The 13,508-nt window shown below is 66.7% G+C and carries 12 protein-coding genes; 4 read left to right on the top strand and 8 right to left on the bottom strand.

The features are described 5' to 3' along the window. Positions 1-28: 28 nt before the first annotated feature. Complete coding sequence (locus tag AC1Q7Q_RS04795) at positions 29-1,330, bottom strand: MFS transporter (protein ID WP_492372046.1); 1,302 nt, start codon at positions 1,328-1,330, stop codon at positions 29-31. 333 nt (positions 1,331-1,663) lie between these two features. Further along, positions 1,664-2,587 (bottom strand): LysR family transcriptional regulator, encoded by a 924-nt coding sequence (locus AC1Q7Q_RS04790; RefSeq protein WP_492372045.1) that lies wholly within the window; start codon positions 2,585-2,587, stop codon positions 1,664-1,666. 360 nt (positions 2,588-2,947) lie between these two features. On the opposite strand from AC1Q7Q_RS04790, the gene hfq reads away from it, so the two are divergent. Then, positions 2,948-3,322 (top strand): RNA chaperone Hfq, encoded by a 375-nt coding sequence (hfq, locus tag AC1Q7Q_RS04785; RefSeq protein WP_492372044.1) that lies wholly within the window; start codon positions 2,948-2,950, stop codon positions 3,320-3,322. A gap of 270 nt (positions 3,323-3,592) precedes the next feature. On the opposite strand, the gene AC1Q7Q_RS04780 is transcribed toward hfq, so the two are convergent. The 4 genes from AC1Q7Q_RS04780 to AC1Q7Q_RS04765 form a co-directional block, all read right to left on the bottom strand. Further along, on the bottom strand, positions 3,593-3,997 hold the full coding sequence (locus AC1Q7Q_RS04780; RefSeq protein ID WP_006163829.1) for an FKBP-type peptidyl-prolyl cis-trans isomerase: 405 nt from the start codon (positions 3,995-3,997) through the stop codon (positions 3,593-3,595). A 155-nt stretch (positions 3,998-4,152) separates the two neighbouring features. Beyond that, on the bottom strand, positions 4,153-5,616 hold the full coding sequence (locus AC1Q7Q_RS04775; RefSeq protein ID WP_492372043.1) for a short-chain fatty acid transporter: 1,464 nt from the start codon (positions 5,614-5,616) through the stop codon (positions 4,153-4,155). After that, positions 5,613-6,605, bottom strand: a complete 993-nt coding sequence (lhpI, locus tag AC1Q7Q_RS04770; protein WP_492372042.1) for a bifunctional Delta(1)-pyrroline-2-carboxylate/Delta(1)-piperideine-2-carboxylate reductase — start codon at positions 6,603-6,605, stop codon at positions 5,613-5,615. Before lhpI ends, AC1Q7Q_RS04775 begins: the two co-directional genes overlap by 4 nt. Before the next feature lie 43 nt (positions 6,606-6,648). Then, on the bottom strand, positions 6,649-10,080 hold the full coding sequence (locus AC1Q7Q_RS04765) for a molybdopterin-dependent oxidoreductase (RefSeq protein WP_492372079.1): 3,432 nt from the start codon (positions 10,078-10,080) through the stop codon (positions 6,649-6,651). 95 nt (positions 10,081-10,175) lie between these two features. Here AC1Q7Q_RS04765 and AC1Q7Q_RS04760 point away from each other — a divergent pair, with 95 nt between their 5' ends. After that, positions 10,176-11,093 (top strand): LysR family transcriptional regulator, encoded by a 918-nt coding sequence (locus tag AC1Q7Q_RS04760; RefSeq protein WP_492372041.1) that lies wholly within the window; start codon positions 10,176-10,178, stop codon positions 11,091-11,093. A gap of 21 nt (positions 11,094-11,114) precedes the next feature. Here AC1Q7Q_RS04760 and AC1Q7Q_RS04755 read toward each other — a convergent pair whose 3' ends face one another. Both AC1Q7Q_RS04755 and AC1Q7Q_RS04750 read right to left on the bottom strand, forming a co-directional pair. Continuing rightward, positions 11,115-11,309 (bottom strand): hypothetical protein, encoded by a 195-nt coding sequence (locus tag AC1Q7Q_RS04755; RefSeq protein ID WP_492372040.1) that lies wholly within the window; start codon positions 11,307-11,309, stop codon positions 11,115-11,117. Positions 11,310-11,369: 60 nt separating this feature from the next. Next, positions 11,370-11,603: a GDCCVxC domain-containing (seleno)protein gene (locus AC1Q7Q_RS04750; protein ID WP_492372039.1), complete on the bottom strand. Its 234-nt coding sequence runs from the start codon at positions 11,601-11,603 to the stop codon at positions 11,370-11,372. Positions 11,604-11,665: 62 nt separating this feature from the next. Here AC1Q7Q_RS04750 and AC1Q7Q_RS04745 point away from each other — a divergent pair, with 62 nt between their 5' ends. Continuing rightward, positions 11,666-12,067 carry a MerR family transcriptional regulator gene (locus AC1Q7Q_RS04745; RefSeq protein ID WP_492372038.1) on the top strand — a complete coding sequence of 134 codons (402 nt, stop codon included), beginning with the start codon at positions 11,666-11,668 and terminating at the stop codon, positions 12,065-12,067. A gap of 189 nt (positions 12,068-12,256) precedes the next feature. Further along, entirely contained in the window at positions 12,257-13,489 is a 1,233-nt protein-coding gene (locus AC1Q7Q_RS04740) for a bifunctional alpha/beta hydrolase/OsmC family protein (protein ID WP_492372037.1), read from the top strand. Positions 13,490-13,508 lie beyond the last annotated feature (19 nt).

Raw genomic sequence — 13,508 nt, 5'->3', positions numbered from 1 at the left:
TCGGAAGGGATGGGTTTTGCGCCGCGGGTCAGTCGCGGCCGGGGTGGCTGGGGAACAGCGCCAGCGCGGTCAGGCTGATGCAGGAGGCCGCGATCAGGTACCCGGCAGGCGCCATGTTGCTGCCCGTGGCGCTGATCAGCCAGGTCACGATCAGCGGGGCGAAGCCGCCGAACACGGTCACGCCAAAGCTGTACATCACCGACATGCCGGTGGCGCGTTGGTGGCGCGGCAGCGCTTCCATCATCAGGGCGGCACCCGCGCCGCTGCCGACCGAGCCCAGGGTCACGGCCCCGCCGATCAACGCCATGGTGAGCGGCAGGCTGGGGCCCGCGGATAGCAGCGTGAAGTTGGGGTAGACCAGCGCCAGCGAAGTCAGCCCGCCGGCAAACAGCAGGGGCTTGCGGCTCGGCAGCCGGTCGGCCAGCAGGCCGAACAAGGGCGCCATCACCAGCATGGCAGCGCCTGCCGTGCATGCCGCCAGGAAGGCGGTGACAGGTGGCATATGCAGAGCGCTCACCAGGTAAGTGGGCATGTAGAACACCATGATGTACATGGATGAGGTGCTGCCGGTCATCAGCAGCATGCCCAGCAGCAGCGTGCGGCCATGTTCGCGAAACACCTTGCCGACGCCGCCATGCGCGCTGCCGCCTTCGTGGGTTTCTTGCAGGTGCCGGCGGATATACATGCCCACCGGCGCAATCAGCAGGCCAAGCATGAACGGCAGGCGCCAGCCCCACGCAAGCATGGCGTCGGGGCTGAGCAAGGCCGATGCCGCGGCACCGGTCAGCGCGCCCAGCAGCGCGGCCCCGCCTTGCGTGGCGGCTTGCCAGCTGACCAGGAAGCAACGGTTGCGCTTGCTGGCGGTCTCCAGCAGCAGGGCCGATGCGGCGCCGATTTCCCCGCCAGCCGACAAGCCTTGCAGCAGCCGGCCGATGACCACCAGCACGGTGGCGGCCATGCCAATGCTTGCATGGGTGGGCGTGAAGGCGATCAGCGCGGTGCCTGCCGTCATTAGCACGATGGTGAGCGTGAGCGCCGCCTTGCGGCCGCGCTGGTCGGCCAGGTTGCCGATCAGCACCGCGCCCAGGGGACGCATCACGAAGCCGACACCGAAGGTGGCGAAAGACAGCAGCAACGATGCCAGCGGGCTGCTCGACGGAAAGAACAACTTGCCGATGGTGGCGGCAAAGAAGCTATAGACCGTGAAGTCGTACATTTCCAGCCCGTTGCCGATGGCGGCGGCAACGATGGCGCGGCGCGAGTGCGGGCGGGCGGCAGTGGCAGGCACGGCGCCGGCCGGGTGGCCTGGTGCGGTGTGGGCGATGGTCATGCTGTCCTCCTCGGGTGGGGTAGATGGGCAGCGGGTGCGGCGTGGCCCCGTTACTCTCGGTGTGGGGGCATGGTAGGGGCCGCGCGCTGGATAAGCACTTCGCTTTTTTTCATGGGTATGAGCATTGGGAATCAGGGGGCGGCCGCCGATTGGGCGCGCGGCGTCAGGCAATGGGCTGTTTTCATTGCCCTTCGATTCGATTGTTGCCCGTAACTAATTGATTGTTATGGGTTTTAATCGGGGATGGGTTTGCGTCATCGCGTCATGCCGGGCCAGCGCGGTGCTGGGGCATTGCCTGGCCCGGATGCGCGTTGCCGGCGCATGCGGGACCGCTCACTGGGCGGCGGTGCTGCCCGGTGGCGGATAGTGGCTCGCCAGCGCTTGCAGCACGGCGTCGTGCAGGCGCGCCGCCGCCCACGTCAGCACATGCCGGTCGCGCGTGACCAGCGAGATGATGCGGTCGGGCACGGGCTCGGCGACCTCGATGAAATCCATCCGCTCGGTGATGTACTGGCTGCCAAGCGACTCGCTGGAAAGCAGGATCAGGGTGTCAACCTGCCAGCAAAGGTCCAGCGCCAAGCCCATCGATGTGCACTCGACCACCCGGGGCGGCACCGCCAGGCCGTTACCCGCGAACAACTGATGAAAAGGTGAGCTCGCATCGGACAGCGGGTCCAGCGCGAGCCAGTCCGCCTGCTGCAGCACGCGCACCGAACGTGCCGCGCGCAGCGCATGCCCGCGCCGGGCACCGATCACGGTCGGCAGCCGGCACACCTGGGTGCAGTCCAGCCCGCGATCCAGCGGCAGCAACTGCGAGGTCACCGCGAAATCCATGGTGCCCTCGCGCAGGTGCTCCAGCAACTGCGCCGGGCGCATCTCCAGCACCCGCAGCCGGGCGTTCGGGAACTCGCGGCGGAAGGTACTCAGGCAGGCCGCCATCGGCCGCATCAGCGCCGTGACCGGCGTCACCCCCACGGTGATCTCGCTTTGCACCGTGCCTTTCATGTCTTCCAGGTCTTCGCGCGCGCGGCGCACATTCTCGCTGATCAGCCGCGCATGCGAGACCAGCCGCTGACCAAAGGGCGTGAGCTGCACGCCCTTGCTGGAGCGCACAAACAAGGTGGCACCGACGCTGCTCTCCAGCTCCTTGATCGCCTTGCTCAGTGCGGGCTGCGTCAGGTGAAGGATGCGCGAGGCTTCCTGGATGCTGCCGGTTTCGGCAACGGCGGCCAGGGCGCGCAGCTGGTTGAGCTTCATGTGGTGGCCTGCTGGATCGTGGGCGGACATGTTAATGGCAAAGCGGGCGGCGTGAAAGGATGGGAGCCTGGTGCGGTGATCGGCATGCGAGGTGGCCGTGAGGTGGTCTTGAGGTGGCTTTCAGCCGGGCGCCGGAACCGTTGGCATGCTCCTTGCGCGGGGAACTGCATCCGGCTTGCGCTAGAATGGCAAGCCTAGCCACTGTAAGCAATCATGATGCGCTGCCATCCGGGCGTGCTTGATTCATCTTGCGTTAGCGCGTGCGCACCGATATTGTGCATCGGTGCGCCGCCGACGAAGCTGCGCCGCAGTAGCCATCTTTTTCTCGCAGCGCTTCGTCTGCCTTACTCTCAATATCCCATGCAGCTTGACGACACCAACCCGCAAAACTCCTTCCTGAACACCACGCGCAAAGAGCGCAAGCGTGTGCAGGTGTACCTGGTCAGCGGCATCCGGCTCGTCGGCTCCATCGAGTCCTTCGACGCATTCGTGGTGATGCTGAGCACGCCCGGCGGCATGCAGACCATCTACAAGCGCGCCATCTCGACGATCCAGCTGGATACCGGCACGCGTCCTCCCGGCGGCGGTGGCGGCGCACGTCCGCCCGGCGCAGGCCCGCGGACGCCGGGCTCTGGCCCCCGTCCGCCGCGCGTGTCTTCAGAAGGCAACGCCCAGGCGCCCCTGGTGGTAACGCGCAAGCGCCGCGCCATGGCGCCTGGCGGTTCAAACGAGTAATGCTGGCCGCCCACCCCGGGCGGGGTGGCCTTCTACGTTCCGCCTGACCCGCTCATTGCCGCGCTCATGGCCGGAACTGCTGCGTACCGTCTTCCTTGAATCCGATGCCGATCTGCGCCCGGATGACCGCAGGACGCAAAGGCGAGGACATACGCTGGCTCGCGCTGTGGGGTGTGGCGACGGCAGTGCAGGCGTAGCGCTGCGGTGCCAGTCAATCGCGCCCCGGCCGGGAGGCCGGGGCCTTGCGAAAAGCGGTGAGGCTGCCTCGCGTCAGTTGCCGATGCCGAGCAGCTCGACTTCAAAGTTCAACGTGGCGTTCGGTGGGATCGTGCCGGGTACGCCGCGCGCGCCATAGGCGGTCGGCCCCGGGCACACCAGCTTGGCCTTGCCGCCGACCTGCATCTTCTGCACGCCTTCCGTCCAGCAGGGAATGACGCGGTTCAGCGGGAACGAGATCGGCTGTCCGCGCTTGTAGGAGCTGTCGAACTCGGTGCCGTCGGTGAGCGTGCCGCGATAGTGCACCTTGACCACATCGGAGGCTTTCGGCGTGGCGCCGGTGCCCTTGACAATGGTCTGGATGGACATGCCGGACGGCAGGGTTTCCGCGGCCGGGGCGGCAGCGTGAGCGATGGACGCCATGCCCAGGGCGGCAAGTAGCAGTGCAATCTTCTTCATATGTCAGCTGGCAGAGTGGAGGGGGAAAGTTGGCCGGTCGCGCCGGCCTGAAAACCAGCATCTTAAACCGGGAATGGGATCCCTCCGGGTTTGTCCACCGCTACCGGCGTGGCCGCCAGGCTTGCCAAGCCACTCGACGGCAAGGCACCACGGCATCAAGGCATGACTGGCGGACGGTAAGGCAGCGTTGAAGCAAAGGCCCACAGCATGAACAGCACAAGCGGCGCGTGGACCAGCAACTGGGTGAAAGTAAACCCGACCACGTCCTTGGCCCGGATCCCCAGCACGCCCAGCAGCGGGAGCATCCAGAACGGGTTGATCAGGTTGGGCAGCGCCTCCGCGGCGTTGTACACCTGCACCGCCCAGCCCAGGTGGACTTGCAGTTCATTGGCAGCCTGCATCACGTAAGGCGCCTCGATGACCCATTTGCCGCCGCCCGATGGCACGAAGAAGCCCAGGACGGCGGAATAGACGCCCATCACCGCGGAGAACGATTCCTTGGTGGCGACCGAGACGAAAGCCGATGCCAGGTGGTGCGACAACGTCGTGCCATCCATTCCAGCTGCCTTGGTGAGGATGAATGCGATGCCGCCATACAGCGGAAACTGGATCAGCACCCCCGCGGTGGATGGCACGGATCTGGCCACGGCGCGCAGGAAGCGCTTGGGACGCCAGTTCAGCAGCATTCCCAGTATCAGGAACAGGAAGTTGTAGGTGTTGAGGTTGGAGATCGCGAGGATCGGGTCCTTGGTGGTGAACTCATGCACCAGCCAACCGGCGCCGAGGGCTACGATCAGCAGGGTCAGCAAGGGGCTGTACTCCAGCCATTCGCCGGGACGCGTGGGGCGGCCAATGCCATCGCCGGCATCGTCGATATCCACGCCCATGTCCTGCGCGGTGCGCGCGCGCTCGCCCGCCGGCGCTGAAAAATATGCTACCAGCAAGGAAGCGACGATCAGCACGGCCGTCATCGCCATCGATTGCCACAGGAAGATGGTCTGCGAAAACGGAATCACGCCGGTGATATCCAGTAGCGACTTGGGCAGGCTGGCGGGGTTGGCCTGCAACTGCGCAGCGGACGAACTTAAGCCCAGTGCCCAGGTGGCACCCATCCCCAGGTAGGCGGCGGCGCTGGCCGCGCGATAGTCCACGCGCAGCCCGGTGCGTCGTGCAATGGCCCGCACCAGCAACCCGCTGAAGATCAGGCTGATGGCCCAGTTGAGCAGGGAGGTCAGCAGGCTGACCAGCGCGACAAAGGCGATGGCGCCGCGCGCCGTGCGCGGCAGGGCGGCTAGCCGCTCGATCAGCAGGGACGCCGGGGGCGAGGCCGCCACGACGTAGCCCGAGATGGCCACCACCGCCATCTGCATGGTGAACGGGATCAGGCTCCAGAAGCCGTCGCCAAATGCGCGGGCTACGCCTTGCGCGGGCGCGCCGATGGCCATCGCGCCAAGCGCCACGACGATCACCGCGATGGCGGCGAAAATATACGAGTCGGGGAACCAGCGCTCGGACCAGTCGGTGACCTTGACGGCCAGGCGCTCCAGTCCGCCGCGGCCCGGGTGGTCCGGGTGTTCAGGCTGGTCCGTTGTGTCCAGGGATAGGGGGGTGCTTTTCATGCTTGTCTCCTTGCATTGCCATGGCTTTCTGCGCGCGGCGTGGTGCGCGGCGAGCCTTCGAATCCTCCATAAGCCATGACGGCGGCCGCGAGGTCTTCCAGCGCGGTGCCGACGGCCTTGAAGACGGTGATCTCCGTGTCATCCGCGCGGCCGGGATGGCGCTGCTGGCACAGGTCCGCGAGCGTGGCCCGGATGTGGGCGGCCTTGAGCACGCCAGCCTCGATGGGGTGGAGCAGGTCGCCGGCCTTGAGCACGGCTTCGCTGGTATCGACGAAGACGGAGGTTGACTCGAAGCAGCCGTCGTCGGCCTCGCGCATGGCCGGCGTGAAGCCGCCGATCAGGTCCAGGTGGGTGCCGGGCCTGAGCCACGCGCGCTGCACGAGCGGCGAGGTGGAGAGCGTGGCCGAGGTCACGATGTCAGCGTCTTCGCAGGCGGCGGCGATCGTCGGGACAAAGCGCGCCTCGAAGCCGTCGGCCAGCAGTCTTGCCGCCAGCGCTTCGCCTTGGCTCGCGTTGATATCCCAGACGGCAACGCGCTGGATCGGCCTGACGGCGCGATAGGCATGGGGCAGCAGGCTGGCAACGCGGCCCGCGCCGAGCACCAGCATCGACGAAGCATCATTGCGGCTCAGGTAAGAGGCCGCCAGCGCCGACGCGGCGGCGGTGCGCCTGGACGTGATCTCGTTGCCATCGATCATGGCCAGCGGCTTGCCGGTGCACGCATCGTGCAGCAGGTAGGTCGAGTACAGGCCCGGCAGTCCGGACAGCGTATTGCCCGGGTAGATGGTCACGGTCTTCACGCCGAGATAGGCGCCGGCCTGCCACGAGGGCATCAGCAGCATCGTCCCCGGCGCCGCGCCGTGCGGATCGATGACATGGCTGTGGCGCTGGGGGACCTCGCAGCCGCGGATAAACGCGTCGCGCAGGGCGGGCACGAGCCTGGCGAACGGCAGCAGCGCGCGGGTGGTGTCGGAGTCGAGTATCAGCATCTTGGCTTGGGTGGGGTTGGAAAAAGGGCGGCGGCGGGCGCGATCACGCGTTCAGCACGATGTCGCTGGCGGGCACGGCCTGGCACGCCAGGCACATGCCGGCATCCTCGGGTTCCTCGCCATGCAGGTTCCGGGTGCGGCCCGACACGACGGAAACCGCGCAGCTCTCGCACTGGCCGACCCGGCAGCCGCTGGGCAGTGCCAGGCCGAGTTTTTCAGCGAAGCCCAGCAGGGGGCCGTCCGTCGAGCGCCAGGTGCCGGTGGTGCCGGACCTGGCGAACACCACATTGAACTGCTGGCCGGGCCCGGCCGCCACGCGCTCGGGCGAGCGGAACACTTCGCGCAAGATGTCGGCGCGCGGCACGCCACGCTCGGCGAGCGCATTGGCGAAGGCGGTCATCATTGGCGCGGGGCCGCACATATAGACGAGCGGGCGCTGGCCGAGCAGTTCGGCGGGGACATGCTCGGCGCTGACGCGTCCGGCCACGTCGTAGTCGACGCCGGGCACGTCGCCTTGCGCGGGACGGTCGTAGAAGTTGACGACTTCCAGCGTCGGCAGGGTGTGCCGCAGCGCCCGGATGCGTGACCGGAACGCATGGGCCAGGCCGTTCTGGTTCGCGTACAACAGCAGCATCCTTGGCGGATCGGCGAGCCCGGCCAGCGATTCGAGCAGGCTGATGAACGGCGTGATGCCTATCCCGCCGGCCAGCAGCACCAGCGGGCGCCGGGTGCGCACCGGCATGACAAAGGTGCCGGATGGCGCGCGCAGCGAGACGATGTCGCCAACCGCAAGGCACAGGTTGATATGCGACGAAGCGCGCCCGAACACGGCCTCGCCGGCATCGGTCAGGCCAGCGGCGCGGCGCACGGAGATCGAGTAGCCGCGCCGCGCCGGCAATACGGCAGGGCCGGTCAGGGAATACGAGCGCACGATCTCTTCGCCGGCGGGCGGCACGGTGAGCTTGATCGTCACATGCTGGCCCGGCAGGAAGTCCGGCAAGCCGCCACCATCCAAGGGCTCCAGGCATACCGACATGACCTCGTGCGCTTCCTTCGCCAGGCTCGCGACGCGAAAGGCGCGATAGCCGTCCCACCGGCGGCGCGTTACGTCGAAAGCCGGATCGGGCTCGACGTTGCAGCGGTAGGCCCGCAGCGGCACGGAGCCGCTGACCGGATCGATGCTGTCCGCGGCGATCAAGCCGTTGTAGTTGCTGTTGTTCTCGCCCGTGACGCCCAGCGCGGTCTGCGCAAGCGCATCGCAGCGCTGCCACCAGCCAAACTCGCCGACCACCACGCGGGGATGCAGGCCTTCCCGGACCTTGGCGATAAACCTTGCGCTGCCGATGGACGTGGTCACCCGGATCGCATCGCCGCTGGCAATCCCGCGCGCGGCCGCCAGCGCGGCCGGGATTTCCGCTTCGGGTTGCAGTGCGCGGCGCCGCAGCGAGGGCAGCCCGCGATGCTGGCTGTGGCAGTAGTAGCCGCTTTTGGCCGAGGTCAGGACAAAAGGATAGGCGCCGTCGGCAGTGTCGTCCGCTTCTTCGGGGCACTGGCCGGCGCGTGGCAGTGGCGGATAGCCGTGACGCAGCAGCTGTTCTGAGTACAACTCCACCAGCCCCGTTTGCGTATGGAAGGCGCGCTCACGCGGCCGGCCCGCATACTTGCGCTCCACGTCGGCAACGGGCACGCGGATGCCTTCCGGCTGCTCGCGCAGCCTGTCCACCGTCAACCCCGACGGGGCGAGCATATGATTCCATCCCGCCTCCAGGCTGCCGCCAAAGAACGCCTGCCCCATGCCCAGCCTGACGGCGAGATCGAACACGATGTCGTTGTCCGAGCGCGACTCGCCGCGCGGCGACACCATGCGCTGGCGCAACTGCACCAGTTGCTCGGCCTCGGCGGAGATCTCGAAGCCGATGCGCAGTCCCTCGCGCTCCCATGGCGTGTTGACCGGCAGCAGGATATCGGCGTAGCGGGAACTGGGGGTTTCGAACAAATCGCAATGGACATAGAAGTCCAGGCTGCGCAAGGCGCGCTCGCCGTCTTCCACATCGGCTTGCGAGAGCAGGGGATTGGTGCCGAATGCCATCAGCGTGCGCACGGCGTAGGGCTGCGCGTGCAGGATCGCCCGGTAAAGGTCGCGCGCGGTGACCCATCCCTGCGCGGGCGGCCCGAGCGGCCTCGCGTCATAGCCCAGCGCCTTGCTCTTCTGCGCCGGCGGCAGCAGGTCGAAGCTGCTGACCGGGTTGTACGGGGGCTTTTGAAAGATCCGGTTGCCGCCCGGCTTGTCGAAACTGCCGGTCAAGGCATAGAGGCAGGCGATTGCCCGGTCCGTCTGGGTTGCGTTGTCGTGCTGGCCAACGCCGGACCAGGCGTGATAGGCCACGCGCCTGGCCGAGCCGAACAGGCTTGCCGCATGGTGGATATCCGCCTGTGCCACCCAGGTGAGCCGCGCGGCTACGTCGACGGGGTAACGGGCGCATTCGCCGGCATACAGGTCGAAGGCGGGTCGGCAAGCGAGCGTGGCCGTGGCTGTGGCTGTGGCCTGGCCCACTTCGAATGTGCCTCTTAGCGCAACATGCTCAAAATCCCGCCCGGCTAGCGCCGATGACGGCCGGGCTTGTCCGGCATGGGCGTCCCAGACCAGGTAGGCATCGCCATCGGCCAGCCCCAGGTCGCGGCCCCGCAGGAAGCGCCCGTTGTCGCAGCGCACCAGCAAGGGGCCATTGGTCCATTGCCGCACGAAGGCCAGGTCGAACGCATTGGCTTCGATCAGCAGGTTGGCGATCGCCATGGCGAGCACGGCGTCCGTGCCCGGCCGCACGCGCAGCCATTGCTCCGCCTGGCCTGCCAGCGCTGTCTCCCTGGGGTCCACCACCAGCAGCTTCGCGCCGGCGGCCCTGCCGGCACCAATCGCTTCGGCCTGCGACAGCCAGGTGTTGGTCGGGTTATGGCCCCACAACACGATGAGTTCGGCATTGCGGTAATCGGCGGTCGGCATGCCGCAGCCGAAGGTGAAGGCGTGCGCATAGTCCTTGTGCCAGTTGCAGATTTCCGTGGCGTAGCAGGTGTTGGGACTGCCAAAGAGCCGGATAAGCCGCTCGATCCAGTCGATGCTGTCGGATAGCGGCGTGCCGCTCGGCGTGGTGACGGCAAAGGCGACCGATTCGGCGCCGCCCTCACGCCTGGCCTGGAGCAGGCGCTGCGCAACCTCGGCCAGGGCCTCCTCCCAGCTAATGCGCTGCCAGCAGGGATCCGCATCGGTCTTGGGCGTGGTTCGCCGCATCGGATACAAGACGCGGTCGGCGCTATGGACCAGTTCCGGCGCGGATTTTCCCTTCATGCACATTGCCTTGCCCGTGGGGTGCGCGGTGTCGGGGCGCACTGCGATCAGCGCATCGTTCGCCACCACGTTCACCGTGCCGCATCGGGAGCGGCACAACGTGCAGTAGCCGCGCTTGTCTTCCTGAATCATGGTTGTCACCGCATCTTGTCTCCTGACCGGATGCTAGCTAGCATGAGGAAGTATTTCTAATTCATAATTTCGACATAGCAATATCGGAAAAATCGATGCTACCCACCTTAAAGCAACTGCAGCATTTCGTGGCCATCGCCGAGACGGGACAGGTGTCGCGTGCGGCGCTTCGTTGCCACGTATCGCAGTCATCCATGACGGCCTCCCTGAAGGGTCTGGAGGAAGCGGTAGGCGTGCAGTTGTTCACCCGGCACGCCAGCGGCGTGCGCCTCACCGAAGCCGGTACGCGTTTCCTGCGGCATGCGCAGCAGATCGAGGACGCCGTGCTGGATGCGGTGGAAGCCGTCAGCGTGGCGCCGGTAGACATCGCGGGCACGGTGCGCCTGGGCGTGACCGAAACCATCACGGCCTATGTGCTGCCCGGCTTGCTGGAGTCCATCGAGAGAAAGTTCCCCCGGCTGCGGCTTGAGTTGCTGGAGCGGGAACGGCATGACATCGAGCGGGGCATCCTGCGTGGCGAGATCGACATTGCCCTGCTGCTGGTTTCGAACCTGCCCGGGCTCGACCATGTCACCTGCGAAACGCTGCTGCGCTCGCCAAGGCAGCTATGGGGCCATCCCGAGCATCCGCTGATGATGGCGGACCGCATCGGCCTGGCGGACGTGGCGCGGCATGACTACATCCTGCTCGACATGGACGAGCACATTGCCACGGTCGGCAAGTACTGGGGGCAATATGGACTGGCACCGCAGGTCCGCTACCAGAGCTGCTCGATCGAGGCGGTCCGCAGCCTGGTGGCGGCCGGGCGCGGCATTGCCATCCTGTCCGACCTGGTTTACCGGCCGTGGTCGCTGGAGGGGCAGCGCATCGTGCGGCGCGCGATTGCCGACAAGGTGCCGTCGATGGACGTGGGGCTGGTATGGAAGCGCGAGCCCGCCACCCCGGGCAATGTGGTGGCGCTTGCGGACTACCTGCGCAGTGCGCTCAAGGGCAGGGAGAAAGCGCGCATGTGAGCCGGCGGGCCTATGCCAGGATCAGTGGCCGGCGCCGGATTCCCGAAGCCGCACGGGCGGGGCCGGTTTGCCGGCCATTGCCGGCTTCCGGCCTTTGCGGAATATCCGCTGGAGTTCCTTTTTCGCAATGATCCCTTCGCTGCACAGGGGGCACCTGAGCACGGTCAGGAGGAAAGACGAACCCAGTTCGGGCGCATCGATCTCGAGCGTTGCCACTGACAAGTCAGATTTCCTACAACTTGGACATAGCATGATGGAAGCGGGGAAGATGGCAGATCAGGGAGCACGAGCGAAGCATCGCTTGCGCTCGCCCGGTTCTTGCAGGCGCGGCGGGCAACGGGTATCGCCATAGGAGCAGAATACGCAGCAGTCCCCGGCCTTGGGTTTCAGCACGGCGTTGCAGTGCCCGCACGTGTAGCACCACAGGCACGCGTCGGTGGGCATGTTCTCGGCGCTCCGGTGTCCGCAATGTGGGCAGGTGATGGTCGACTGCAGTAGGACGGTGCGCATCCCCTTCCCTTAAGGCCAGCTTGCACATAGTCTAGGTGCGTACTCGGGTACGGAGTCAAGCGATGGAATCGGCACTGACGATCGGGCAGGTGGCCAAGGCGGCCAATGTGGGCGTGGAAACGGTGCGCTACTACCAAAGGTGTGGCCTCCTGCCGGTACCCGAGCGAGCGCCTGGCGCCATCCGGCAATATCCACGTGAAAGCCTGCAAAGGCTGATCTTCATCCGCCGCGCGCAGGCGCTTGGATTCGCGCTGGATGAAATCCGCGTCTTGCTGCAACTCAATGACGGTAGCACGTGCGGGACCGCGCGTACGCTGGCTGAACGCAAGCTCCAGGCGGTGGAGGCGCGCCTGGGGGAGTTGCAGGCGCTGCGTACCGACTTGCGCAGGTTGATCGGGCAATGCCACGCCAGCGATGGCACTGGCTCGTGCCCCTTGATTGCAACGCTGTGCGCGTCCTGCTAGCCGTGCAGCATTGCGGGCATCCACAGGGAGGATCGGGGACTTGCCGTACAACGGAAAGCAAGGCGCTGGCAAGCCTGCCGGCGCAACTGCGCGTTGTGCGCGGCCAGCCATGCGACGCCAGTAGCACCCGGCGGCAAACTTGGCTAGAGTGGGAACCTCATACAGTTCGCGTCAAGCATGAGGATACCCATGGAAGCCCAGCGCCTGCAGTTCCCGGGAAGTGATGGTCAGCAACTCTCCGCGCGGCTGGATTTGCCAGTTGGCCCGGTGCGCACTTTTGCCTTGTTCGCCCATTGCTTCACTTGCGGCAAGGACGTGCTGGCGGCGACGCGTATCGCGCAGGCGCTGACGGCACACGGCATCGCCGTGCTGCGCTTTGATTTCACCGGCCTTGGCGGCAGCGGCGGCGATTTCGCCAATACCAACTTCTCGTCCAACGTGGCCGACCTGCTGGCGGCGGCGGACTATCTGCGCCAGCACCACCGGGCGCCAGCCTTGCTGATTGGCCACAGCCTGGGCGGCGCGGCGGTGCTCAGCGCCGCGCACGGCATCCCCGAAGCCAAGGCGGTCGTCACCATCGCCGCGCCGAGCGATCCGAGCCATGTGGTCGGCCTGTTCGGCGACCAGGCCGCACGCATCGAGGCCGATGGAGAGGCCGAGGTCCGGCTCGCCGGCCGTCCGTTCAAGATCAAGCGGCAGTTCATCGAAGACGTGGCCGAGCAGAAGCTGCTCGATAACGTAGCCAAGCTGCGCAAGGCGCTGCTGGTCATGCATGCGCCGCAGGACGACACCGTCGGCATCGATAACGCCACGCAGATCTTCATTGCCGCCAAGCATCCCAAGAGCTTCGTCTCGCTCGACCGCGCCGATCACCTGCTCACGCGCAAGGCCGATGCCGTTTACGTGGCCAACACCATTGCGGCATGGAGCCAGCGCTATCTCGACATCGATGCCCTGGATGTGCCGGCCGCAGTGGCCGAGGAAGGGCTGGTGCGGGTGGAGGAAAGCCACGCCGGCAAGTACCAGCAGCGCATCACCGCCGGGCCGCACCACCTGCTGGCCGACGAACCCGTTTCGTTTGGCGGGCTCAACGGCGGCCCCGCGCCTTACGACCTGCTGCTGGCGGGGCTGGGCGCCTGCACCGCCATGACCATGCGCATGTATGCGGACCGCAAGGGCTGGCCACTGGAACACGTGGCCGTGACGCTGCGCCACGAGAAGATCCACGCGACCGATTGCGCGGAGTGCTCCACCACCGAAGGCAAGATCGACTGGATCGAGCGGGAGATCACCATGCGCGGCCCGCTGGACGAGGCGCAACGCGCGGCGCTGATGGAGATCGCCGACAAGTGCCCGGTCCACCGGACCCTGCATTCGGAGGTGGTGGTGCGCACCCATCTGGCGGAGACTGCCGCCGGGTAGGCCGCCGGCACGAACCGGA

The sequence above is a fragment of the Cupriavidus sp. GW823-FHT07A04 genome, assembly GCF_058794615.1.
This window is presented reverse-complemented; position numbering and strand designations above follow the sequence as displayed.